General features: G+C 62.7%; 18 protein-coding genes and 1 pseudogene. 8 read left to right on the top strand and 11 right to left on the bottom strand.

Annotation, left to right across the window (positions count from 1 at the left end):
• Positions 1 to 6: 6 nt before the first annotated feature.
• From AXK12_RS04535 to AXK12_RS04480, 11 genes are all read right to left on the bottom strand, one after another.
• Positions 7 to 1,224 carry an argininosuccinate synthase gene (locus AXK12_RS04535; protein ID WP_068711894.1) on the bottom strand — a complete coding sequence of 406 codons (1,218 nt, stop codon included), beginning with the start codon at positions 1,222 to 1,224 and terminating at the stop codon, positions 7 to 9.
• A gap of 64 nt (positions 1,225 to 1,288) precedes the next feature.
• The gene (argF, locus tag AXK12_RS04530; RefSeq protein ID WP_068711892.1) at positions 1,289 to 2,302 is read right to left on the bottom strand and encodes an ornithine carbamoyltransferase; all 1,014 of its coding nucleotides are present in this window, start codon (positions 2,300 to 2,302) and stop codon (positions 1,289 to 1,291) included.
• A 51-nt stretch (positions 2,303 to 2,353) separates the two neighbouring features.
• Positions 2,354 to 3,583 carry an aspartate aminotransferase family protein gene (locus tag AXK12_RS04525; RefSeq protein WP_068711890.1) on the bottom strand — a complete coding sequence of 410 codons (1,230 nt, stop codon included), beginning with the start codon at positions 3,581 to 3,583 and terminating at the stop codon, positions 2,354 to 2,356.
• Positions 3,584 to 3,787: 204 nt separating this feature from the next.
• Positions 3,788 to 4,669 carry an acetylglutamate kinase gene (gene argB, locus AXK12_RS04520; RefSeq protein WP_068711905.1) on the bottom strand — a complete coding sequence of 294 codons (882 nt, stop codon included), beginning with the start codon at positions 4,667 to 4,669 and terminating at the stop codon, positions 3,788 to 3,790.
• A gap of 507 nt (positions 4,670 to 5,176) precedes the next feature.
• Positions 5,177 to 6,514 carry a bifunctional ornithine acetyltransferase/N-acetylglutamate synthase gene (locus AXK12_RS04515; protein ID WP_068711888.1) on the bottom strand — a complete coding sequence of 446 codons (1,338 nt, stop codon included), beginning with the start codon at positions 6,512 to 6,514 and terminating at the stop codon, positions 5,177 to 5,179.
• A 29-nt stretch (positions 6,515 to 6,543) separates the two neighbouring features.
• On the bottom strand, positions 6,544 to 7,587 hold the full coding sequence (gene argC, locus AXK12_RS04510; protein WP_231863541.1) for an N-acetyl-gamma-glutamyl-phosphate reductase: 1,044 nt from the start codon (positions 7,585 to 7,587) through the stop codon (positions 6,544 to 6,546).
• A gap of 470 nt (positions 7,588 to 8,057) precedes the next feature.
• A complete protein-coding gene (locus tag AXK12_RS04500) occupies positions 8,058 to 9,539 on the bottom strand; it encodes an OprO/OprP family phosphate-selective porin (protein ID WP_068711903.1) in 1,482 nt (493 codons plus the stop codon).
• A 531-nt stretch (positions 9,540 to 10,070) separates the two neighbouring features.
• Positions 10,071 to 11,876 (bottom strand): bifunctional ADP-dependent NAD(P)H-hydrate dehydratase/NAD(P)H-hydrate epimerase, encoded by a 1,806-nt coding sequence (locus AXK12_RS04495; protein ID WP_068711882.1) that lies wholly within the window; start codon positions 11,874 to 11,876, stop codon positions 10,071 to 10,073.
• 4 nt (positions 11,877 to 11,880) lie between these two features.
• Positions 11,881 to 12,462 (bottom strand): hypothetical protein, encoded by a 582-nt coding sequence (locus AXK12_RS04490; RefSeq protein WP_156468863.1) that lies wholly within the window; start codon positions 12,460 to 12,462, stop codon positions 11,881 to 11,883.
• Complete coding sequence (acpS, locus tag AXK12_RS04485; protein ID WP_068711878.1) at positions 12,459 to 12,926, bottom strand: holo-ACP synthase; 468 nt, start codon at positions 12,924 to 12,926, stop codon at positions 12,459 to 12,461. Before acpS ends, AXK12_RS04490 begins: the two co-directional genes overlap by 4 nt.
• Before the next feature lie 15 nt (positions 12,927 to 12,941).
• Positions 12,942 to 13,691 carry a pyridoxine 5'-phosphate synthase gene (locus tag AXK12_RS04480; protein ID WP_068711876.1) on the bottom strand — a complete coding sequence of 250 codons (750 nt, stop codon included), beginning with the start codon at positions 13,689 to 13,691 and terminating at the stop codon, positions 12,942 to 12,944.
• Between AXK12_RS04480 and AXK12_RS04475 the strand changes: the two genes are divergently transcribed.
• The 8 genes and pseudogenes from AXK12_RS04475 to AXK12_RS09615 all read left to right on the top strand — a co-directional run bounded on the left by AXK12_RS04475 (position 13,662) and on the right by AXK12_RS09615 (position 23,055).
• Positions 13,662 to 14,612, top strand: coding sequence for a VC0807 family protein (locus AXK12_RS04475; RefSeq protein WP_231863540.1), 951 nt, complete (start codon positions 13,662 to 13,664; stop codon positions 14,610 to 14,612). The genes AXK12_RS04480 and AXK12_RS04475 overlap by 30 nt on opposite strands.
• 177 nt (positions 14,613 to 14,789) lie before the next feature.
• Positions 14,790 to 15,401 (top strand): OmpW/AlkL family protein, encoded by a 612-nt coding sequence (locus AXK12_RS04470; protein ID WP_068711873.1) that lies wholly within the window; start codon positions 14,790 to 14,792, stop codon positions 15,399 to 15,401.
• 445 nt (positions 15,402 to 15,846) lie between these two features.
• Complete coding sequence (locus AXK12_RS04465) at positions 15,847 to 17,232, top strand: DNA recombination protein RmuC (protein ID WP_068711871.1); 1,386 nt, start codon at positions 15,847 to 15,849, stop codon at positions 17,230 to 17,232.
• Positions 17,225 to 17,674, top strand: coding sequence for a hypothetical protein (locus AXK12_RS04460; RefSeq protein ID WP_068711869.1), 450 nt, complete (start codon positions 17,225 to 17,227; stop codon positions 17,672 to 17,674). The genes AXK12_RS04465 and AXK12_RS04460 overlap by 8 nt, the downstream gene beginning before the upstream one ends.
• 415 nt (positions 17,675 to 18,089) lie before the next feature.
• A complete protein-coding gene (dxr, locus tag AXK12_RS04455; RefSeq protein ID WP_068711867.1) occupies positions 18,090 to 19,322 on the top strand; it encodes a 1-deoxy-D-xylulose-5-phosphate reductoisomerase in 1,233 nt (410 codons plus the stop codon).
• 60 nt (positions 19,323 to 19,382) lie between these two features.
• On the top strand, positions 19,383 to 20,855 hold the full coding sequence (locus AXK12_RS04450) for a M50 family metallopeptidase (RefSeq protein WP_068711865.1): 1,473 nt from the start codon (positions 19,383 to 19,385) through the stop codon (positions 20,853 to 20,855).
• Between the two features lie 28 nt (positions 20,856 to 20,883).
• Positions 20,884 to 21,756: pseudogene (gene ispG / locus AXK12_RS09580) on the top strand ((E)-4-hydroxy-3-methylbut-2-enyl-diphosphate synthase); the annotation flags it as partial.
• Between the two features lie 891 nt (positions 21,757 to 22,647).
• Positions 22,648 to 23,055 carry a hypothetical protein gene (locus tag AXK12_RS09615; RefSeq protein WP_484481981.1) on the top strand — a complete coding sequence of 136 codons (408 nt, stop codon included), beginning with the start codon at positions 22,648 to 22,650 and terminating at the stop codon, positions 23,053 to 23,055.
• The last annotated feature ends 46 nt before the right edge of the window (positions 23,056 to 23,101 follow it).

Raw genomic sequence — 23,101 nt, 5'->3', positions numbered from 1 at the left:
CCGCCGCTACACCTGCTTGGCCAAGTGGCGGGCGCGCAGGCGCAGGCCGTTTAGCCGGATGAAGCCGGTTGCGTCGTCTTGGTTATACCAGCTTTGCACGCCTTCCATTGAGGCGATGTTCTCGTCGTAGAGAGAATATTTCGAGCGGCGCCCACAGGTGATGATGTTCCCCTTGTAGAGCTTAAGCCGGACGCGGCCCGTGACATAGCGCTGCGTGTTGTCGACGAGCGCCTGCAGGGCCTCGCGCTCGGGCGCGAACCAGAAGCCGTTGTAAATCAATTCGGCGTATTTCGGGATGAGCGAATCGCGCAGGTGCATCACTTCGCGGTCCATCGTGAGCGACTCCACTTGGCGGTGCGCGTGCATGAGGATAGTGCCGCCGGGCGTCTCGTAGACGCCGCGCGACTTCATCCCGACAAAGCGGTTTTCGACCAAGTCCACACGACCGATGCCGTGCTTGCCGCCGAGTTTGTTCAACGCCTTCAAGACGCCGCCGGGGCTTAGCTTTTTGCCGTTAACGGCGACGCAGTCGCCCTTGGCGAAATCCAGCTCCACGTATTCGGGCTTATCGGGCGCGTCTTCCGGCGAAACCGAGAGCTTAAACATCGCCTTGTTTTCTTCGGTCGTCGGGTCGAACCAAGGGTCTTCCAAAATCCCCGCCTCATAGGAGATATGGAGCAGGTTACGGTCCATCGAGTAGGGTTTTTTCAACGAGGCCTCGACGGGGATTTTGTGTTTGCGGCAATAGGCGATCATCTCCGCGCGACCGGGAAACGCATCGCGGTACGCCTCAATTTTCCACGGCGCGATAATCGTGAGTTCGGGCGCCAGTGCCATGTAGCTGAGTTCGAAGCGGCACTGGTCATTACCCTTACCCGTCGCACCGTGGGCGACCGTGTCGGCGCGCTCTTTCTTGGCGATCTCGACCTGTGCCTTGGCGATCAAGGGACGCGCAATTGAGGTGCCGAGGTAGTACTGGCCTTCGTAAATCGCGTTGGCCCGCAGCATCGGGTAGATGTAGTCGCGCGCGAATTCCTCGACGAGGTTGAGCGTGTAGTGCTTCGAGGCCCCCGTCTTGCGTGCCTTTTGCGCGAGCCCTTTTAGCTCCTCTTCTTGGCCGAGGTCGGCGGCGAAGGTGACGATATCCGCGTCGTAAGTTTCTTTGAGCCACTTGACGATGACCGAGGTGTCGAGACCTCCCGAGTAAGCGAGGACGATTTTCATAGGGTAAACAGAGTGTGATGGAAGGGAGCTAGAGTCAGGTAAAGGAAACGAGGGAGGGAGTATCTCACCGCTTCGTGTGCCGGTTCATTTCGACCAAGGTCGCCATAATCGCCTTCTGCGTGTGAAGCCGATTTTCCGCTTCGTCGAAGATGATTGAGCGCGGGTCATCGAGCACCGCTTGCTCGACCTCCTCGCCCGCGTGGGCCGGTAAGCAGTGCATGAAGTAAGCATCGGACCGAGCCGCCGCGAAGAGCGCTCGCGTAACCGCGTAGGGCTCCATCGCGCGCTGCCGCTCGCGCGCCTCCTCCTCCTGCCCCATACTCGCCCACACATCGGTGTAAACGACATCGGCATCGCGCACGGCTTCGTAAGGATCGCTCGTGAAAACGTAGTTTTTGGGAAGCCCGGCCTCCGCGAGCAATGCGTCAATCTCCGGCCCGGGCCCGAAGCCTTCCGGCCCAGCGAGCGCGATTTGCATCCCGAACAGCGCACCGCCCAGAATCCACGAGTTGGCCATGTTAAAGCTGCAATCGCCCAAGTACGCGAGCTTGCGCCCGCGCAGCGACTCGACGAGTGCCTCGCCCGAAACGGCGGATCCCCCCGCCGCAGCCGGAGCGTATCGCTCCGCCAGCGTAAACAAATCGGTGTAAATTTGGCAGGGATGCAGGAAATCAGTCAGCGCGTTGATGACCGGCATCGTCGCATTCGCCGCAAGCTCCTCTAGCTCGGCGTGCGCATAGGTACGGACAATCAGGCCGTGCAAGTAGCGCGAAAGCACGCGTGCGGTATCGGCGACAGTCTCGCCGCGCCCGAGCTGGATGTCGCTCTTGCTCAAAAAGATCGGATGACCGCCCAGCTCGTGAATCCCGACCTCGAAGGACACGCGAGTGCGCGTGCTCGATTTCGCAAAAATCATCCCCCAGCTCTGGCCCTTAAGCTGCCGAGACTCCGAGTTGACGCGAGCCGCCGAACCCGTGCCCAAAAAATCAGCCCGCGACTGCTTCAATGCGTGCGCGAGCGCAAAAATCTTGGGCAGCTCCTCCGCGCTAAAATCGGTCTCTTTCAAAAAATGTCTCATTAGCAGAAGCGTCGAACCAAAGGGCTTTGTGTTATCGCCTACGAGTGAATTTCAGGCCCGAGACGCAAAAACAGCGCGCAGGAGCCCGACCGACTCGGCGAGTTCCTCGCGCGTCGCGATGAGCGGCGGCAAGACGCGAATCACATTTCCCCCAGCAGGCACGACCAGTAACCCGCGCTCGCGCAGCGCTTCGACATACGGCGCAGGGTCGCTCGTAAGCTCTAGGCCCACCAAGTAGCCGCGCCCGCGCACCGCTGAAAGCTGCGCTGGGAACTCGCCCACCAGTTTTTCCAAATCGGCGAGCCACTCGCGGCCCTGCACGCTCACTTTCTCCAAGAGCCCCTCGCGCTCAATCACGTCGAGCACGGCCAAAGCGGCCGCGCACGCGAGCGGCGTGCCGCCAAAGGTGCTGCCGTGCGTCCCGGGCGTAAACAGGTCGGCAAATTTTTCTGCAATCCACACCGCCCCAATCGGGAAACCGCCGCCCAGCCCCTTGGCCATCGCGATGGCATCGGGCCGGATGCCCGCCGCCTCAAATGCGTAAAACGCGCCCGTGCGCCCCAGCCCACACTGCACTTCATCGACCATCAGGAGCACACCGCGCTCGTCGCAGAGTCGGCGCAAGCCCTGCAAAAACTCGGTAGTGCAGGGGCGGATACCGGACTCGCCTTGTATTGATTCGACCAGGACAGCACTCGTCCCCTCATCCATCAGCGCGGCGAAGCTGTCGAGGTCGTTGAGCTCCGCAGTCACAAAGCCCGGCACAAGCGGGCGAAAGCCCTTTTGCACCTTCTCCTGCGCAGTCGCACTCATCCCGCCAAACATCCGCCCGTGGAAGCCGTTTCGCGCCGTGATGACCTTAAAGCACCGCCCCTCCTCGCCGCCGCTCTTGGCCACGCCGTGGAGCCGCGAGAGCTTGATCATCATCTCGTCGGCCTCGGCGCCGCTGTTGCAAAAAAACACGCGGCCCGGCCCCGCGTAGCCGACCAAGCGACGCGCCAGCTCGCCTTGATTCGGGTTTCGGTAAAGGTTGCTCGTGTGGACGAGTTCGCCCGCCTGCGCGCGCACGGCGGCGACCCAGTGCGGGTGACAGTGCCCGAGCGAGGACACCGCCACGCCCGAGCTAAAGTCCAAGTAACGGCGCCCCTCGTCGTCCCACGCGCGGCAGCCCTGCCCGCGCACGAGCGTGATCGGCGCACGCGCATAGTTTCCCAAAACATGCGCCTCGTAGAGCGAGGCAGTGCTCGGGCGGGGAGTGACTTCGGAAACAGAGTGCGTCATGACAGTGTAACTACAAAGGGCCGAGGCCCCTTTTTTTATTATTGGCAGGTCTCTATTGGATCCCCGTCGAGTGAGGATTATCTAGGGCTTAGCGCTTTCTGTGTGGAGCGCGCCAGAAACAAAGCGAGTTTCCGCTCGGGCGAATTTTTGGGGAGAACGCATAAACGGCAGCGGCGAGCTCGCAGCGGCGGACTCGCGCCGCACTTAGCCGTGGGAGATTTCGGTGCCGATGCCCTTGTCTGTGAAAATTTCCAAGAGGATGCTGTGCGGTAACCGTCCGTCGACGAAGTGCACGCGGCGCACTCCTTCGTGCAGGGCACGCACCGCGCTGCCCACCTTGGGCAGCATGCCTTTGCCGATGACGCCGCGCTTCTTGAGCTTGTCCACTTGGCTCACCTTGAGCGTCGAAATCAGCGTCTCCGGGTCGCTCGGGTTGGAGAGCAGCCCCGGCACGTCGCTCATAAAAACGAGTCGGCGCGCGCGCAGGACACTCGCCACACGGGCCGCGACCAAGTCGGCATTGACGTTGTAAGGCTTGCCATCGTGACCGAGCGCCACCGGCGAGATGACCGGGATAAAACCCTCGGCGATCGCCTTCTTAATCAGCTTGGCCTTCACCTCGGTAACCTCGCCCACGAAGCCCAGATCGATGGGCTGGCCCTCGTCGTCGCGGCTAAGCTTTTGGCAGACGAGCACCGTGTCGCCCGGAAATCCAGTGGGCCGCCCACCCGCCGCGACGATCGCCTCGCAAACGCCTTTGTTCACGACCTTGTCGAGCGTGTGTTTCACGACTCCGACTGCCGCCTCAGTCGTCACGCGCAGTCCGTTGATAAATTGGGTTTCGAGCCCCGAGTCCGCCATCGCCTGCGTAATCGCCTTACCCCCGCCGTGCACGACCACGACGTTGATGCCGACCGCCGCCAAAAACGCGATGTCATAGGCGACACTACGGCGCACTGCCGGATCAGGGTCATCCATGAAACTACCGCCGTACTTCACGACGAAAGTGCAGCCACGAAAATCTTGAATATAGGGCAGTGCCTCTAAGAGCACCTTCGCCTTGGCGGTGATTTCAGCGACGTTGATCAATGTCTGGAAAAATAAAGGAGCCGGATTTCGAGAGAAAGGGCGCGGACACTGCGCCGCCACGCCACGCATTTCGATAAAATTTTCAAGGGGCGACAAAACTCCCCGCTCCCCTAGAATCTGTTCCCGTTTCAACCGCGAACCGCGCTGATACGCCTTTTTCCCACTACGCGTGGGGCGGCAGGCTGTGCCTGCACCCGTTCAATTTGGGATTTCTCATCGCGCTATCGCGCGAAAGCGAAATCCCAAATTTGAAAGCACTCTCCCCTGTCGCGTTGCGACAGGGAAAGTAGAGTGATAACCCGTTTGGGCGAGGTGGGGAAAATCACTAATAAACTCCCGCCTACAAGTTTGGGTCCTTTTCACAGAGCCGCTTGGCTGCTGTGCGAATGCACGGCAACCAAGCGGCTCTGTAAATGGGTGCAGCGACACGCTGCCGCCCCACGCGTAGTGGAAAAAAGGCGTCAGCAGCGCGGCGCGCGTTGGCCGTAAAACAGAAAGCGGCGGTCAACTGCGGTAGTCGGCGTTTTCGCTGACGTACTCGTGGGTAAGGTCGCCGCCTAGGACGGTTGCCGTGCGGTCGCCCGCACCCAGATCGACGCCGACCTCGACGCAACGCTCGTGCGGCGGGTAGTCCACCCCCGCACGATAAATCCCATCGGCGGGCAGCCGACTTTCATAAAGCTCGGCCTGCTTTAGATGCGCGACCAGTGTCGCCTCCTTCTGTGGGTCGAGCTGGAAGACGCCGTCCGAAAAAATCTCTATTCCGCCCATCGTGAGCCGGAGCCGCTCCATCAAGGCCGCCCCAACGCCACCTGTGCCAAATGAAGCGGTCTCCGCTCCCTTTCCGATCGCCTGCACGAGTCGGCCCACGTTTGGGTCATTACCTGCGACTGCGCATTTAAAGAGGGGCGCGTTGATGATCGCCTTGCCCAGAGAGCGCGCTTGGCCCGCATCCGACGCGCCCGTCACCGCCACACGAATCACATGCCGCACACCCTCGCCATTGCGCACGACGTCTTCCGCGAGGTCACAGCACACGACGCGCAAGGCCTCTTCAAACGCGCCCAAATCCTCGCAGGCCACCCGCCCCGAAGACACGACTGCGACCGTATCCGAGGTACTCGTATCGCTATCGATACTGATACTGTTAAAGCTCGGCTCGACCACGCGGCGCAGCATCTCGCGCAGCGCCTCGCGCGGCACCGCCACGTCCGTCAACAGGTACACGAGCATTGTCGCCAAGTTCGGCTCAATCATCCCCGCGCCCTTCGCCACTCCGACAAGGCTCCCCCCATTCGCAAAATCGTGACGCCTCACTTTCGGATAAAGGTCAGTCGTCACGATCCCCTGCGCGGCAGGAAGGATGGAGTCGGCTTGGAGTGCCGCTTTCGCGCTGGGCAGCGCAGCCAGCATCTCCTCAACCGGCAGCGACCACCCGATAACGCCCGTCGAGGATGGCAGCACGGCGCTTGCAGGCAGCCCAAGCAGCTCGCCCACGCGGGTGCACACCGCTTCCGCTGCGGCGCGACCCTCAGGCGCGCAGACGTTTGAGATTTTGTTATTAACGATAATCGCCCCCAGCTCCCGCTCCTGCAGCCGCTCACGACCGATCACGACCGGTGCCCCCGGGAAGGCGTTGCGCGTGAAGACCGCCGCGAAGTCGCGCGTCGGCGCGTCGAGCGAGATGAGCGTAAGCGTCATTTCGCTCGGCTTCGGGGCCTCACGCGGTGTAAACGCAAACTTCGCCGTGCCCACACGAAAGCCGCGCGGCAGTGCCGCTTGGGCGGCCAGCCACCGGCGATGCGCGGCGCACGAAGGGAAAACGAGATCAGTGCTGGGCATGGGGAAAACGTGTACTGGCCGCGACGGGCTTAAGTGAGACCGGCGGCCTCGGCAAAGCCGCACCACAGGTTCATGATTTGCACGGCTTGGCCGCCCGCGCCTTTCATCAAGTTATCCTCCGCCGAGGTAAGGACGAAGTTGCGTGTGCGCGGGTCGTAGGTCGCAGAAATATCGATACGGTTTGTGCCGACGACATGCGCCGTGTCGGGCGTTTCCCCCTCCGCCAAGATTTGGACAAAAGGCGCCGCACCGTAGGCGGCTTCCCACGCCGTGCGAAGCGCCGACAGGGTCGCGCCTGCCGCAGCAGGTACCGTAATGGTGGTCGCGATACCGCGCCGCATCGGAGCCAAGTGCGGGTTAAATTGGAGCACGACCGGCTCGCCCCCCCCGCCCGCCTTTGCGGCCAGCGTCAGTTGCTCTTCGATTTCGGCCAGGTGCCGGTGTGCAGTCAGTCCATACGCTTTAGCGCTCTCGGCCCGCTCGACATAGAGATACATCTCCGCCGCCTTCTTCCCGGCACCACTCACCCCGCTAAACGAGTTGGCGACGATGTGCTCGCGCGAGACTAGCCCGGCGCGGAGCAGCGGCACGAGCGGCACGAGAATACTCGTCGGATAACAACCCGGCGCGGCGACGAGCCGCGCTTCACTGCGCCAACGCTCGCCCGCGATTTCGGGCAGCACATAGCGCGCTTGCGGCAAAAGCTCGGGCGCGTGGTGCGCCCCATAGTAGCGCGTATACGTCGCCAAATCGGCCACGCGGAAATCCGCCGAAAGGTCGATTACCCGCTTCCCCGCGGCGACGAATGCCCTCGCGTAGTCCGCCGCCGCGCCATGTGGCAGCGCCAGGAAAAAGAGCGCACAGTCGCTCGCCGCGAGCGCGGCAGCGTCTGAATCCACAAAACGCAGCCCGCGATCCACTCCACGCAGCGCAGGGATGACTGCCGAGAGGGGCTTGCCCGCCTGCGCCCGCGAAGTGACGACCGCCAGATCGACCGCCGGATGCTTTAGGAGGAGCTGCACGAGCACCTCGCCCGTGTACCCCGATGCGCCAACAACGCCGACTTTCATCATAAGCCGAGCAGTGAGCGACTCGCAGCGCCCGCTGTCACGAGCAAAGCGATGAGCACGCGCGAGGAGTCTGCTCCCGTTTCAACCGCAAGCCGCGCTGAAACGCTTTTTTCCACTGCGCGTGGGGCGGCAGCGTGTCGCTGCACCCATTTAGATTTTGGTTTCGTTTCTGCGCGACGCGCAGAGGCGAAACCAAAATCTGAAAAGGAACCCAAACTTTGGGACGTGGATTTTTCGTGATTTTTCCCTCCTCGCCCAAACGGGGTATCACTCTAATTTCCCCTCCCTGTCGCAACGCGACAGGGGGAATGCTTTCAAATTTGGGATTTCGCTTTCGCGCGATAGCGCGATGCGAAATCCCAAATTGAATGGAAGCGGTCACTGACCGCCGCTCCACGCGGAGTGGAGGCTGTGACCTCGGACACTGACCGCGCGGCCGCGTTTGAAGCAGGAACAGGCCTTAGGCGGCGTGGCTAAAACGTCACTTGGAATCGGGCGTTTAGCGTGTAGCCGTCGTCCTGTCCTTGGTAGGCACCGCTGCGGTTGTTGGTTTCCCAATAGACGGCATCGAAGAGGATCCGGCTATTGTTGTTGAGGTACCAGTTGGCCCCGAGCGTCCACGCCTCGCCGTCGCCTCCGGTGGGGAGCTTCGTGTAGTCGAGCGATTCGTAGCGGGCCTTTAGTTCCCACGCGCCGGTGCCGCCCGCCGTCACGGGATTTGCGACCTTTACGCCGCCCCAGGTCCCGGCGCGCGCGTTGTAGCTAGGTTTGGCACCGCCCAGAAACCAGCCTGCCGAAAGCGCGTAAGCGTCGTAATCGCGGCGACCGAGCGCTGCGCTCTTTAGCTCGCGCTGGCCCCACTCGCCGTAAGCCCAAAACGGCCCAAAAAAGCCGGCGAGCTCGGCCCCGTAAGCGTGTGCACGGGTCACCTCGGCGAGCGCGCCCGGGCGGGTCTTTGCATTGTCATTAAAGTGCCCACCCTGCCCCCAGTTGCGCAGGCCGCTCGCGTCGCCCTTGGCGATGTCCTCATAAAGCCCCCATGCGCCGAGATGCAGCGTGCCGCGCTCGCCCTTGATTGGGTTAAGGTGCGCGCGCGTGGAGTAGGTTACTGTATCGCGGTTGTTGCCGACGTTACTCAAGTCGTTGCCTGTGACCGCGAAGCTCGCGTGCCAATGCTCGCCCGTGATCCGTTCGGTAAGCCCCACACCGAAGTTTCCACGCGCAGGCTGCAGTGCGAGCCCCACGACGTTTCGGTCTTGGAAGGGCACGTTTCCACCGCCGCTCGCGCCATCGAAGCCACGGTCTTCAAGCCGATTGCCCACACTGAGCTCAGCGCCCTTTCCAAAAAGCTTATGCCCCAGCGCGAGGTAGGCCGATTTCCACGCCGTAGTGTTGTCGGCAAAGTCGCCCTCAATCACCCAGCTAAGCTGGTTATACGCGCCCTCCGCACCAAAACGCAGACTGCGGATTTCGGTGCCCGTATTATTGAGCTCGCCAAAACGCGAGCCGCCCGTCCCCGACACGTCCGCAAACAGACGCCCGCGCAGCCGGAAGCTTAGGCTACCATCGGGACTGGTCAGTCGCGGGGCGGCTCCCCGCGACCAATTGAGCGTCGGCTGCGCCTTGGCCTTCGTTTCAAGCGCCTCCACTCGGGGCAAGAGCACGTGCGCATCTGGCGCTGCCGCCTCATGCGCCGATTGGCGCGCTACGCGGTCGCTCTCGGCCGCCGCAGTCACCGCTGAGAGCCGCTCCTCGAGTTGCTCAATCCGGCGAGCCTGCGCTTCGAGCAGCCGGAGCAGCTCCGCGTTATCTGGGGCTTGGCGTACCGCGGCAGTATCAGGGACCTGCCCAAAGGCATACGGCAGCGGCCCGATCAGCCCAGCGGCAAACAAGGCCGCGCCGAGGGCCGCCGAGCGAACTGCCCAAGTACGAGCCCGCAAGGTTTCTAAAATCATGTGTTTCATAGGTTTGTTTCTCAGTTTGGCCGCCCTGCACCACAGTGCGTCAGCGGATTTGTGTAGTCGCTTCTTTGGGTTAAAGAACGAACCTATTCATTACTAATATACTAATGAAGTAAAGTCTATAGTAAGCTTATGACACAGTTTTAGTTCCAACACTTTAATCGCCCCCGTAAGCCCTGCTAAAAACGCACTCTTGCCCGCGCGGTCAGTGTCAGCGCTCACAGACCTCCACTCCGCGTGGGGCGGCAGGCTGTGCCTGCACCCATTTACAGAGCCGCTTGGTTGCCGTGCATTCGCACGGCAGCCAAGCGGCTCTGTGAAAAGGACCCCAAACTTGAAAGCGGGAGTTTACTGATGATTTTCCCCACTTCGCCCAAACGGGTTATCACTCTACTCCCTGTCGCAACGCGACAGGGGGAGTGCTTTCAAATTTGGGAATTGGTTTTGTCGCGAAGCGACGAGGCCAATTCCCAAATTGAACGGGTGCAGCGACACGCTGCCGCCCCACGCGTAGTGGAAGTCTGACTAACTGCGCAGGGCCAGGCTCAAGTAATTGAGGAGTTCGGTCGTGCGGACGGTTTCCGCGCCTTGGGCGCGCTCCAGTGCCTCTGCTGCCAGCCCATGCCAAGCCACTGCACGGCAGCTCGCCTCCAAAATCGCGCTCGGCTCGCGGGCTAGTTGCGCGCCGATCATTCCAGCGAGCAAGTCGCCGGTGCCGCCGCGTGCGAGCACCGGCCCGCCCAAAAGACTGTGATAAACCGGCAGCGCGGAAGCGCCCTCGCGTTCTCCACTGCCCTCGCCGCTGACGCCTCGGTTAAGGCACGAGTCGCGGCGCGGGCTTCCGTCGCAAACCCGTGTCACCGGCCCTTTTAAAACGACGACTGCGCCCACTCTCTGCGCGAAGTCGCGTAAACTCGCGTCGCTCGGCTCCGCGGCGCTGAGGCGTCGAAACTCGCCCGCATGCGGTGTGAGGACGAGCGGGCCGCGCGTTTTTTCCAAAAACTCCGGCTGCAAGGCATCGGCATCGAGCAAAACCGGCAATTCGCCCGAATAGGTTTTCAGCACTTCGCCCACCAAGACCTGTGTCTCGCGCTCGCGGCCAATTCCCGGGCCGATGACCAAGGCACGTTTCTCGCCCGCACGCGCCAGCCGTTCGCGCAGCAGATACTCGCCCTCCAGCGCGAGTCCGCCGTTAGGCGTCTCCGGCCAGCCCACCCAAATCGCCTCCGGCACGCTTGCCGCAAAACTCGAAACGAAGGCCTCGGGCACAAAGGCCGTCACCAAGCCCGCTCCGCTGCGCAATGCCGCGAGCACGCACATCAGCGCCGCGCCCGGGTATTCCCGAGAGCCAGCCAACACAAACACATGCCCCTGCGCGCGCTTATCCGAGTGCGGATCGCGCCAGCCGCGCAGCGGCGCCAACACCTCAGCCGTAATCACCCGCTCAGCAGAGCGAGATTCCGGATTGGCGTTTTTGAAAAAACCGAGGTCGAGGTAGCGCAGCCGCCCGGCGTTTCGCAACCCCAGCGCCTCGCGCTTCAAAACGCCGGTCGCGTAAGTGAAATCCGCGCGAAACGCGCCTGCCTCGCCTAAGCCCGAAGGCAAGTCCACCGCCGCACGCAGCCCGACCGACAACGCGCCCGCCGCCGCCAACACAGAGGCTGTGCCCGAGTCGAGCGGCGGGCGAAACTGAAACCCGAAAACGCCATCCAAGCACAACGCGTAAGGCGCGCCCGTGGTGAAGAACTCCGACCCTGCGGTCGGAGCTTCTCCTCCACAAGCTAGGGGAGCCTTCGGCTCCATATGACGACTACCTCGCTTGACCTCGCCGTGAACGGCGAGGTGCGCGCTTTGGTGCGTGGTCACTCGCTCGCTCAAGCCCCGCCGCGCGAGCACCTGCATCCGCTCGGGAAACCGGGTTTGCAGGCTAAGCCAAGCCCGACGCGCGAGCGGCCTAAGCGCAGGCTCACCAAAAACGAAAACGAAGTCCGCAACTACACTCGGGTATTTTCCCAAAATCGCCTCCGCCGCGATCAAGGCATCCCCGCCATTGTGGCCCTTGCCCACGAGCACGAGGAGCCGCCCGGCATTTTTGGGGAAACCGCCAATCCCCTCAAAGTCGCGGAGCACCGCATCGGCGAGCGCGCGCCCCGCAGCCTGCATCGCCGCCCAAGCTTTCGCGCTGCTCGCCGACCGCGCTAATGCACCGCTCGCCGACCACTCGCGCGTTTGCGTTTCATCCCCGCCAAAAATCCGCGCCTCAAACTCGCCGACTTCCGCTGCGGAAAGAATCGGCTGTGCCCAAGGCTCAGTCTCCGTGCCCACACTCATGAGTTTACTCGTTTTCGCGCGGAGCCGAGAGCTTGCGGATCGACTCTTGGATTGCACTCCAAGTCTCCTCGTCGCGCTGGCGCAGCCACGCTTCGCGCAGCACATCCGGCTCGGTAAACAGCAGCGGCAGGCTCTCGCTCACCCCGCGTGTTACGACAGGCCGGGTAAGCGCAGGAATCGAGCGATAATAAAACGTCAGTGCGCCGCCCGCCACGCCCTCCCGACTGGGTGCACGCAGCACTTCATAAAACCGCGCGTATCGGCCCAGATCGCTATCCCAAAGCGCGACCTCCGTCACATCTGCGTCCCACACCGCATAGCTTTGCCACTCGGCAAAGACCGCTTCCAGCACCGTAAAATCGGGCTCCTGCGGCGGCGCTGCAGCAGCGGGCGACGGCGAAGGCAGCGCGACCTCCTCGCGCACATAAACCACCTCGGGATCACGCCGCAGCGAGAGCACAAACACCGCCCCAATCACAAAGCCGAGCATGATCCAAGACGGCGTCTTTGAGAGCTGCTTCACCGAGGGCGGACGCGCAGGCTTCTCCCCGGGAAGCGGGTCATCACTTTCCAACTCAGCACTCATGATGCACACTCCTTCCTAACAATCGCGGCAACTGCCAGCGCATGCGTCTCGGTATGCGACAAGCTGAGCAGCACATCCGTCCCGCCCAAGGCGCGAAGCAAGCTCGCCCCCTGATCATCAAGCCGAACCCGTGGCTCGCTGCGCGCGCCGTGATACACGCTCACGGAGGTCCAGCTAAGCTCCGCACCGATGCCTGTCGTAAACGCTTTCGCCACGGCCTCCTTCGCCGCCCAACGCGCCGCGTAGTGTTTATCCGGATACTTGAGCGCAGCGCAGTAACTTCGCTCTTCCTCGGTAAAAGTGCGCGTAAGGAAATGCACACCGTGCCGTGAAATCGCCGCCGCGATCCGCTCGACCTCAATCAAGTCGCAGCCGAGCCCGATTAGTACGCCGCCCGCCGGCAGCGAAAGTCCGGAGAGCAGAGCAGCACGCACAGAGGCAGGACTCGCGAAAGCGTCACTCATGGTTGCGAAAAGGAGTTAGGGATTCATCAACGCACGCATCTCGCGAACCGCCTCGGCGAGGCCGGTCGCTAGCGCACGCGAAATGATACTGTGGCCGATGTTGAGCTCGTGCAGATGCGGCAGCGTCCGCACTTCGGCGATATTGGTGTAGTTAATCCCGTGTCCCGCATTCACACGAAGCCCCAGCGCATGCGCACGGAGGGCACCCTCGCGAAGCCGAGCAAACTCCGTCGCGCGGCGACCGTCATTCGCGTAGTAGGCATTTGCATACGCGCCGGTGTGGAGCTCCACCCACGGCGCACCCAGCTCGGCGGCGAGGTCGATTTGCACGGGCTCAGGATCGATAAACAGGCTCGTCGCAACCCCCGCCGCACTCATCGCCGCGACGACCTCGCGCACCCGATCGCGCTGGCCCGCGACGTCCAAGCCGCCCTCGGTCGTCACCTCTTCGCGCGACTCGGGCACGAGGCACACCGAGTCGGGCCGCACGCGCAGGGCGAGCGCCACCATCTCCGGCGTGCACGCCATCTCGAGGTTGATCCGCGTAGCGATTCGCGCCCGCAACTCCACAATATCGGCATCCTGCATATGGCGGCGATCCTCGCGCAGATGCGCCGTAATCCCATCCGCCCCGGCCGCCTCAGCGACGAGTGCCAATGCCAGCACATCGGGCTCCACAATCGGATTTCCCCTGTGCGTCACATCGCGGTAACGCGCCTGCCGCAGCGTCGCGCAGTGATCGATATTGAGACCGAGAAGAATCATGACTTGCAGCAAAGCTACGGCACCGCACTGCGCACAGGGAAGCGCGTAAAAGCGCAGACTTGTGTGTTTCTTGTCTGCGCTGCGTTTATCCCCACGCCCACACTGACCATGCCGCACCGCACGCCCCTCACGCCCCGCACGCCTACTGCGCCCCTCCCGACCACCGAGACGCCCAACACGACAGCGCTCGGCGCACCCGCGCCCGCGCCCGCGCCCAAGCGCGAAAACCTCCTCGTCAACCTCGTGTGCAACATCGCGCTGCCCTCGCTCATCCTCGCCAAGCTGAGCGCCCCCGAACGACTCGGCCCAGCCCTCGCGCTCGTCGCCGCGCTGCTCTTCCCCCTCGGCTACGGACTCTGGGATTTCGCGCAGCGCCGCAGCGCCAACTTCGTGTCGGTCATCGGGCTCGCCAGCGTGCTGCTCACTGGCGGGCTCGGGCTCATGCAGGTCGATGGACTTTGGTTTGCCGTAAAAGAAGCTGCCATCCCCGCACTCATTGCCGCCTGCGTCTGGGCCTCGCAACACTCGCGCCGCCCGCTCGTCCGCCAGTTTGTTTATAACGAGCAAGTCATCGACGTCGCCCGTATTGATGCCGCGCTCGATGCCCAGCCAGGCAGCGACAATTCGCAGCCCGCCGCCCAGGCGCGATTTGAGCGACTCCTGCGCCAAACCGGCCAATGGCTCGTCGGCTCGTTTTTGTTCAGCGCGGTGCTCAACTTCGCGCTCGCCCGCTGGCTCCTCCAAAGCCCTAGCGGCAGCCCCGAGTTCAATGCCGAACTCGCCAAAATGAATCTCATAAGCTGGCCGGTCATCACGCTGCCCAGCATGGCCATCATGCTCGCTGGGCTGTGGCGGCTACTGCGCGGGATTACCCAGCTCACAGGGCTGCCGCTCGAGGCCATTTTCCACGCGCGAAAGTAGACTCGGCGCCCCGCCCCCTGTTTCAGATCACTTTGCCATAAAAACAGTTATCTAAGTGAGTAGGTAACTTAATATCACCCCAAAACAGGGTGAACTGGGCTTGGTGGAGTGCAGAAACTGCGCAGCCATTGGCATCCCCCGCAGGCTAAATCTGCGTGGGAAACCAAACCTACACAAATGAAAGCAAACACCATCAAAACCCTACTCGCAGCCGCCGCCTCGGTCGTGCTGCTCGGCTCCACCGGCTTTTCCCAAGCCGCCGGAACTTGGAACCTCGGCCTCGGCGTGCACAACATCTCGCCCAAGTCGAGCAACAGCCAAGCCCTCGGCGGAGCCCGCACCACGGTCGATGACGACCTGCAACCCACCATCACACTCGAGTATTTCATTTACGAAAACCTCGGCATTGAGCTGCTCGCCTCGCTGCCCTTCCGCCACAGTGTGAAGGCCGGCGGAGACTACATCGGCCAAACGAAGCTCCTGCCCCCGACTCTCTCGGTGCAGTACTACTTCGTTAACGCGAGCAAGTTCACGCCCTTCGTCGGCGTCGGCCTCAACTACACCACGTTCTTCGACACCCGCGCCTCGGGCTTTGACCTCGCCGCCGAAGACTCCTGGGGCTTCGCCGCTCACGCCGGTGTGGACTACAAGCTCACCGAGCGCAGCAGCATCCGCCTCGACGCCCGCTGGGTTGACGTAGAGACCGAGCTCAAGGCCAACGGCGCAAAACTCGGTAAGCTCGCGCTGGACCCCATCGTCTTCGGTGCGGCTTGGGTCTACAAATTCTAAGCCGCCGCAGGCCGTCTTACTGGGCGAGCCGCGCTGATACGCTTTTTTCCCACTGCGCGTGGGGCGGCAGCGTGTCGCTGCACCCATTTACCGAATGGCTTGGTTGCCGTGCATGCGCACGGCAACCAAGCCTTCGGTAGAAAGGAACCCAAACTTGGAGGCGGGAGTTTACTGGTGATTTTCCCCACTGAGCCCAAACGGGTTATCACTCTACTTTTCCTTTTACTCCTCTCCCTGTCGCAACGCGACAGGGGGAATGCTTTCAAATTTGGGAATTGGTTTCGTCGCGAAGCGACGGGGCCAATTCCCAAATTAAATGGAAGCGGTCACTGACCGCCGCCCCACGCGCAGTGGGAAGCTAGGCGCAGTCGGGGCCGGAAATTATCCTCCTCGGCCTTTGCTTTAAAATCGAAATGCATGCCGAGCCCCCCAAAGACTTCGCATCGTGACCACCCTTCTCGCGACTCTCCTCTTCGCCGCCCTTGCAATTCCCCTCGCTTGGTTCGTTGCCCGCCAACAGCAAACGCTGATCGCCTCAAAACTCGCCGATCAAGAAAAGGAACGCGAACGACTCAGCGCCGCGCTTACCGAAGCCCAAGCCGAGCTTAACACCTTGCGAGCCCGGCTTGCCGAAACCGAAAAAACACTGGCCGTCGAACGCGGGAGATTTGCCGAGCGCGAAACCCACCTCGACCAACGGCTAAGAGACCTTGAGCAGGTAAAGGCCGCCATGAAGACCGAGTTCGAGGCCGCCGCCGCTCAGATTTTTGGCGAAAAGACAAAAACCTTTACCGAGCAAAACGAGCAGCGACTCGGCCTACTCCTCGGCCCACTAAGCCAGCGAATCATCGAGTTTCGCCAAAGCGTCGAAGCCGCGCAAAAGAGCGACAGCACCCAACACGGCGAACTCAAGGCACAACTCGAACAACTCCGCGAACTCAACAAGACGATAGGAAAGGAAGCCGAAGAGCTGAGCTCCGCACTCAAGGGAAAGTCCCAAGTTCGCGGGGCTTGGGGCGAGCTCGTCCTAGAGCGACTCCTCGAGTCCACCGGCATGCGCAAAGGAGAAGAGTTCCTCATCCAAGAATCGCTTAACACCACCGAGGGCGAGGGCGGGAAATCGCGCCGTCTGCGGCCCGACGTAATCCTCCGCCTTCCCGAAGGCCGCCACCTCGTCATCGACTCCAAAGTCTCGCTCGTCGCCTACGAACACGCCGCCACTGCCTCTGACGCGACAGCGCGCGAGGCCGCCGCCAAAACGCACGCCCGAGCCGTCCGCCAACACATCGACGAACTCAGCGCCAAACGCTACGACGACACCGGTGTGCTCATCACCCCCGACTACGTCTTGATGTTTGTGCCCATAGAGCCCGCCTACGCGCTCGCGATTGAGACCGACCCGGCACTCTACGACTACGCTTTCGGCAAACGAGTCATCCTCACCACCGCCTCCTCGCTCCTCATCTGCCTCAAGGCAGCCGACACCCTTTGGCGACAAGACCGCCAAACTAAAAACGTCCAACAAATCGCCGATCGCGCAGGTAAACTTCACGAGAAATTCGCCGGCCTGCTCAAAGACCTCCAAAAACTCGACGCCCAACTCATCAACACCCGCGAGACCTACGACTCCGCAATGTCCAAACTCTACAGCGGGCGCGGCAACCTCCACTCTCAAGTCGCCGCGCTCGAAAAACTCGGCGCGAAAACCAAAACCGCACTCCCCGCCGTGCCCGAGACTTACGCACTCGACGAAGCGGAAACCGCTGAACTCGAGCCCGACGACACAGTAACGCGTGCGCCGCAAACTAAACCCGCCGTAGACAGTGACTGAACTGCACCAACAAATCCTCGGCACTTGGGCGCTCGTCCGCGCTGAGCTCGGCGGCGCAGGCAGCGCACAGGGCGCAATTTCGGGTGGCGAAGCCATGCCGCCCGAAATTGCGGCGCGGGTCGAAATCGAGTTCGATGCGGAAAGTGCCTACCGTGTCCGCTTTGCCGGAGAAATTTCCGATGCCGGCCATTTTGAGATCTTCGCCCAAACGGAAAGTGAAGCACCGCCGCACCACCCAATCACGCTCCACGGTAAAGTCGGCACCAACGCCGGACGCACACTCCCGGGGATCTGCCAGCTCCGCGGCGACCGACTCAGACTCTGCCTCGCGCTCGAAGGCGACGCCCCGCCGACTGGATTCGCCAGCCCCCCCGCCGCCAACGCTGCACCATATTACCTAGTGACCTACCGACGAAAAACGCGCCCCTCGGCACACATTTAGATACGCTTTTTCCCACTACGCGTGGTGCGCAGCCGCAGGCTGTTTTATTTGGCGGCGGGCTCGTTGGCCCGCCGTCCTGTGCCTGCACCCATTTACAGAGCCGCTTGGTTGCCGTGCATTCGCACAGCAGCCAAGCGGCTCTGTGAAAAGGACCCCAAACTTTGAGACGTGGATTTTTCGTAATTTTTCCCTCCTCGCCCAAACGGGTTATCACTCTACTTTCCCCTCCCTGTCGCAACGCGACAGGGGGAGTGCTTTCAAATTTGGGATTTCGCTTTCGCGCGATAGCGCGATGCGAAATCCCAAATTAAATGGAAGCGGTCACTGACCGCCGCACCACGCGCAGTGGAACTATCACGCTATTGGCGTCTTGCGTGGGGGTAGGGTTCTGGCAGGCTGCGCGCTTTTTCCACTATTGGCTGCCCCGACACACACAACGCCCTTCGCCTCGCGCAAGCGCATCGTCCTCCTCGGAGCCACTGGCTCGATAGGCGAGAGCGCCCTGCGCGTCATCGCCGCATATCCTGACCGGCTCGAACTCGTAGGAATCGCTGCCGGGCGCAATTGGCAAAAACTCGCACAAATCGCCCAGCGCCACCCCAGCGTCCGGCACGTCGCAATCCACGACGAAGCTGCGTTTCGCGATGCGCGAGCGAGTGCGGCCTTTGCAGCGGGCACGACAGTGCACGCCGGACTCGGCGGCTTGTGCGAACTCGCCCAAATCGCCGAAGCCGACCTCGTCCTCGTGGCGATTGTGGGCACGACGGCACTCGAGCCGACGCTCGCCGCAATCGCGGCAGGAAAGACGATCGCCCTCGCCTCCAAAGAGATCCTCGTCCTCGCCGGAAAGTTCGTGATGGCCGCCGCTCGTGCGCGCGGCGTCGCGCTTCTGCCAGTCGATAGCGAGCACAACGCGCTCTTCCAATGCCTAGAGCGCGGAAACCCAGCGGGGCTAAAACGGATTTTCCTCACTGCCAGCGGCGGCGCGTTTCGCGACCTCCCCGTCGAGGCACTTGCCCACGTCACGCCCGCCGATGCGCTCAAACATCCGAATTGGGCGATGGGCGCAAAAATCACCGTCGACTCGGCGACGCTCGCCAACAAGGGCCTCGAACTCATTGAGGCGCAGTGGCTCTTCGGCCTCGCGCCCCAGCAGTGCCAAGCGGTTCTGCACCCGCAGAGCATCGTCCACTGCCTCGTCGAATACGCCGACGGCTCGCTGCTCGCCCAGCTTTGCCCGCCCTCCATGACCTTCCCCATCCAGCACGCGCTGCTCTACCCCGAGCGTGCGCCCGGCGTGGAGCCAACGCTCGATTTCGCGCAAACACTCTCCCTCGACTTTCGGCCCATCGACCTCGACCGCTTCCCGATGCTCCGGCTCGCGCACGAAGTCATGCGGGCGGGCGGCGACCCGTGCGGAAGCACAGGCGGAGGCAGCACTGCGCCCGCAATTTACAACGCGGCCAACGAAGTCGCCGTCGCCGCATTTTTGGCCGGTAAGCTGCCTTTTCTTGCGATAGCCGAAGTGGTCGATAAAACCCTCCAACGCCTCCCGCACACCGAGCCGCGTGACCTCGCCGACGTGCTCGCCACCGATGCCCAAGCTCGCCAAATCGCCACAGACCTTGCTGCCAAAACCGCTAAGTAAAACTGCCCCACCCCTGCCGCTTTATCGTCAGCCGCAATTCGCCTAATCATTTTCCCGAACATGTCCTCCGACCTTTTCCAAAGCCTACTCTCCAACGCCTGGGCCGGCCTGCTCGTAGTGCTGTTTTTTGGCGGCTCGATTTTTGTGCACGAGCTCGGCCACTTCCTCGCCGCGCGCTGGTGCGGGCTGCACGTCGAACGCTTCTCGATCGGCTTCGGCCCCGCGATTTTCTCTTGGCGGGGGAAAGACGGCGTCGAGTACCGGCTCTCTTGGCTGCCGCTCGGCGGCTACGTCGCGCTCCCACAACTCGCCGCGATGGATGCGATTGAGGGAAAAAGCTCGGTCGATGTCGCCAAGCTCCCCCCCGCGTCTTACGGCGCGCGGATGCTCACCCTCGTTGCGGGTGCAGCCTTCAACATCCTCTTCGCACTCGCGCTGGGCTGCATCATCTGGGCCAAGGGTCAGCCAATGAGTGCGCCGGCCGCCTCGACTACGATCGGCTACGTCGCGCCCACACTCAGGCTCGATGACGACGCACAGGGCGGTAGCGCGGGCGCAGCCCAAGTCGCCTCCCCCGCCGCCGAGGCCGGACTCCGCGCGGGCGACCGCATCCTCGCGATCGACGGCCGCTCAATCAAAGAATGGGGCGACGTGCTCCAGGGCATCGTCACCGGCTCGGGCCGCACCGCGACCGGCGCGCCCAAGACCACGTTCGAAATCGAGCGCGCGGGCGCACGGCAAACAGTGACCATCTACCCCCAGCTCTCAGGCCCCGACCAATTCCGCCGCGTGGGCATCGACTCCGGCTACGAGCTAATCATCCACGAAGTCGAGCCCGACAGCCTCGCCGCCGCAGCGGGCCTGGCGGCAGGCGACCGACTCCTCTCTTTGGGCGGCCAACGCATCCTCAACATCGCAACCTACCTCGATGTTTTGGACGAAGCCGCCGCCGCTCCGCTCACCGCACTCGTCCAGCGTAAGGTCGAAGGCGTTGCGCAAGAAGTCGCGCTCACCATCCCGCCGCGCAGCTCCCCTGAGGCACGGCTCGGGCTCGCCTTCACCACCGACTTCGCGCTCGTGCACCCCAACCCCATTGCGCAGATCGCAAGCCACGCGCGGATGACTTGGCGCACGCTCGCCAGCCTCCTCAACCCCCAGTCCGACATCGGCCTGTCCAAAATGAGTGGCCCGGTCGGCATCGCCCGCATCCTGCACAGCGCCGCGCAAATCAGCTTCGTCGCCGTGCTCATGTTTACGATCCTCATCAACGTAAACCTCGCCATCTTCAACCTGCTCCCCATCCCCGTGCTCGACGGCGGCCAAATGCTCTTTGCCACCATCGCCCGACTGCGCCGCCGCGCCCTCCCGACCAGCTTCGTCATGGCTACGCAAAGTGCCTTCATGATTCTGCTCTTCGGCGCGATGCTCTACGTCACTGTCTTCGGCGACATCCGCCGCCTCTTCCGCGACATCGCCGACAAACCCGCCGCGGCCACCCAAAGCGCTCCGGCAAACGACACTGGCGATGAATGAGACCGAGAACGTGACGGCGACGCCCGGTCTGCGACCGCGACTCGCCGCCAGAGTGGAAGCGGGCACTGCCCGCACGCACGAAGTGCGCGTGGGCTCGGTCGGCATCGGCGGGACGAATCCCCTGCGCATCCAGTCGATGACGACCAGCGACACGCAGGACATCGACGCCACCGTGCGCCAAGCCATCGCGCTCGCCGAGGTCGGTTGCGAGATTGTCCGCATCACCGCGCCCAACCCTGCCGCCGCCAAGTGCCTCGGCCCGATTCGCAAAAAATTGAGCGAGGCGGGCTTCCCAGACATCCCCCTCGTCGCAGACATCCACTTCCTGCCCTCGGCAGCGATGGAGGCGATCGAGCATGTCGAGAAAGTCCGCGTAAACCCCGGCAACTACGCCGACAAAAAGAAATTCGCCGTCAAAGAATACAGCGACGCCGACTACGAACGGGAACTCCAACGGCTCCACGAGGCGTTCTCCCCGCTCGTACTACGCGCCCGCACACTCGGTCGCGCACTGCGCATCGGCACCAACCACGGCTCACTCTCCGATCGGATCATGAACCGCTACGGCGACACGCCGCTCGGCATGGTCGAAAGTGCGCTCGAGTTTCTCCGCATCGCCGAATCGCACGGGTTTAAGCAAATCGTGCTCTCGATGAAAGCCTCCAGCCCCAAGGTCATGATTCAGGCTTACCGGCTGCTCGTGGCCCGCATGGCGCAAGAGGATATGTACTACCCGCTACACCTCGGCGTGACCGAGGCAGGCGACGGCGAAGACGGCCGCATCAAAAGCGCAATCGGTATCGGCACGCTCCTCGCCGAAGGCCTAGGCGACACACTGCGCGTCTCGCTCACCGAAGACTCCGTTTACGAAATCCCCGTCGCCCGAGCACTCGCCGATAAGGGCGCGCAGACCCGTTTATTGAGCGGACCTCCCGACAGCGTGCGCAGCACGGCCTTAGCCGCCAAGGCTAGCGCACTTGGCGCCACCGAGCCGCCGTCTTTCTCCAACTTGGAAGAAGCCCCCAGCCGACGCGATACCGCAGAGTTCGAACTCGCGGGCGGCGTGAAAATCGGCGCTGGGCAAGTCCCAGCAGTCATCGTCCGTGCCGCCTCCCTCACCGCGCTGGGCAAAGTCCGCGCCGCCTTCGCCGCCGAGCCCGCCCATCGACTCGCTGACACGCCGCTCGAAGGGCTTCTCATCCCAATCGAGCGAGCGAGCGAAGTCTCCGAAGTCGCAAACGCCTCCGCGCGCGGCGAAGTCCCCAGCCGCTTCGTCGTCCTCGAGCTCGCCCCCGACATCCCCACCGCTGTGCTCGCCGAAGCACTCCTCGCCGCGCCGCTCCCGCGCGGCAACGTGCTCCTGCGCGAATTCACAGCCGACGAAGGCGAAGCCCTAAACGCCCTTGCCCAAATCGCCCGCCAACACGGACTCGCCCTCGCCGTCGCGCTGCGCCCCGAAAACGTCGCCCCGCTCGCCGACACATTCCGCGAGCTAAGCGAAACGCTCCCCTTGATTTTTACGTTAGCGGATCCGCACGCCAAAGCAGGCGACTCTGGCCCCGCACTCACCGCTTACCGCCAACTCGCCAAGGCACTTGACCGAGCAGACTCACCCAAACGAGGCGAAGGCCTACGACCAGAGGACAGGCTCCTCTCGCAAAAAAAACCAAGCGAGCGGCTGTGGATACGAAACACCGAGCAAAGCGCCGTCGCCCCCAAACCCGACTTTCTCTCGCGGCTCCTCGACGCCGCCACGCTCAGCGGCGCACTCCTCTGCGACGGCATTGGCGACATGGTCAGCATTGAGACCGAGCCCGACCCCATCCGCGCACTCAAACTCACCTACAACGTCCTCCAAGGCGCGGGCGCCCGCACGACCAAGACCGAGTTCGTCGCCTGCCCGAGCTGCGGGCGCACCCTCTTCGACCTGCAAACCACCACCCAGCGTATCCGCGCCAAAACCGGCCACCTCAAAGGGGTCAAAATCGCCATCATGGGCTGCATCGTAAACGGCCCAGGCGAAATGGCCGACGCCGACTTCGGCTACGTGGGCGGAGCCCCCGGCAAAATCAACCTCTACGTCGGCAAACAATGCATCCGCTACAACATCCCCCAAGCGGAAGCCGATGACCGCCTCATCGACCTCATCAAAGAACACGGTAAATGGACCGAGCCGAGCGCAGCAGAGCTGCCCCAATAGTCGAAAATCGCCCGCCCGAGCCACGCTAATACGCTTTTTTCCACTG

It is taken from the genome of Cephaloticoccus capnophilus (genome assembly GCF_001580045.1).
GTDB classification, from domain to species: Bacteria; Verrucomicrobiota; Verrucomicrobiia; order Opitutales; family Opitutaceae; genus Cephaloticoccus; species Cephaloticoccus capnophilus.
The sequence above is the reverse complement of the archived record's forward strand: the minus strand, read 5'-3'. Positions and strand labels throughout refer to the sequence as shown.

Bases quoted from the DNA above. Each gene is read 5' to 3' on its own strand.
- argC (WP_231863541.1), bottom strand. From the start codon at position 7,587: ATGATGAAAGTCGGCGTTGTTGGCGCATCGGGGTACACGGGCGAGGTG.
- AXK12_RS04500 (WP_068711903.1), bottom strand. From the start codon at position 9,539: ATGATTTTAGAAACCTTGCGGGCTCGTACTTGGGCAGTTCGCTCGGCG.
- AXK12_RS04490 (WP_156468863.1), bottom strand. From the start codon at position 12,462: ATGAGTGCTGAGTTGGAAAGTGATGACCCGCTTCCCGGGGAGAAGCCT.
- AXK12_RS04480 (WP_068711876.1), bottom strand. From the start codon at position 13,691: ATGATTCTTCTCGGTCTCAATATCGATCACTGCGCGACGCTGCGGCAG.
- AXK12_RS09615 (WP_484481981.1), top strand. From the start codon at position 22,648: ATGGTCAGCATTGAGACCGAGCCCGACCCCATCCGCGCACTCAAACTC.
- AXK12_RS04515 (WP_068711888.1), bottom strand. From the start codon at position 6,514: ATGCCCAGCACTGATCTCGTTTTCCCTTCGTGCGCCGCGCATCGCCGG.
- AXK12_RS04450 (WP_068711865.1), top strand. From the start codon at position 19,383: ATGTCCTCCGACCTTTTCCAAAGCCTACTCTCCAACGCCTGGGCCGGC.
- acpS (WP_068711878.1), bottom strand. From the start codon at position 12,926: ATGAGTGACGCTTTCGCGAGTCCTGCCTCTGTGCGTGCTGCTCTGCTC.
- AXK12_RS04535 (WP_068711894.1), bottom strand. From the start codon at position 1,224: ATGAAAATCGTCCTCGCTTACTCGGGAGGTCTCGACACCTCGGTCATC.
- argF (WP_068711892.1), bottom strand. From the start codon at position 2,302: ATGAGACATTTTTTGAAAGAGACCGATTTTAGCGCGGAGGAGCTGCCC.
- AXK12_RS04495 (WP_068711882.1), bottom strand. From the start codon at position 11,876: ATGAGTGTGGGCACGGAGACTGAGCCTTGGGCACAGCCGATTCTTTCC.
- AXK12_RS04525 (WP_068711890.1), bottom strand. From the start codon at position 3,583: ATGACGCACTCTGTTTCCGAAGTCACTCCCCGCCCGAGCACTGCCTCG.
- AXK12_RS04470 (WP_068711873.1), top strand. From the start codon at position 14,790: ATGAAAGCAAACACCATCAAAACCCTACTCGCAGCCGCCGCCTCGGTC.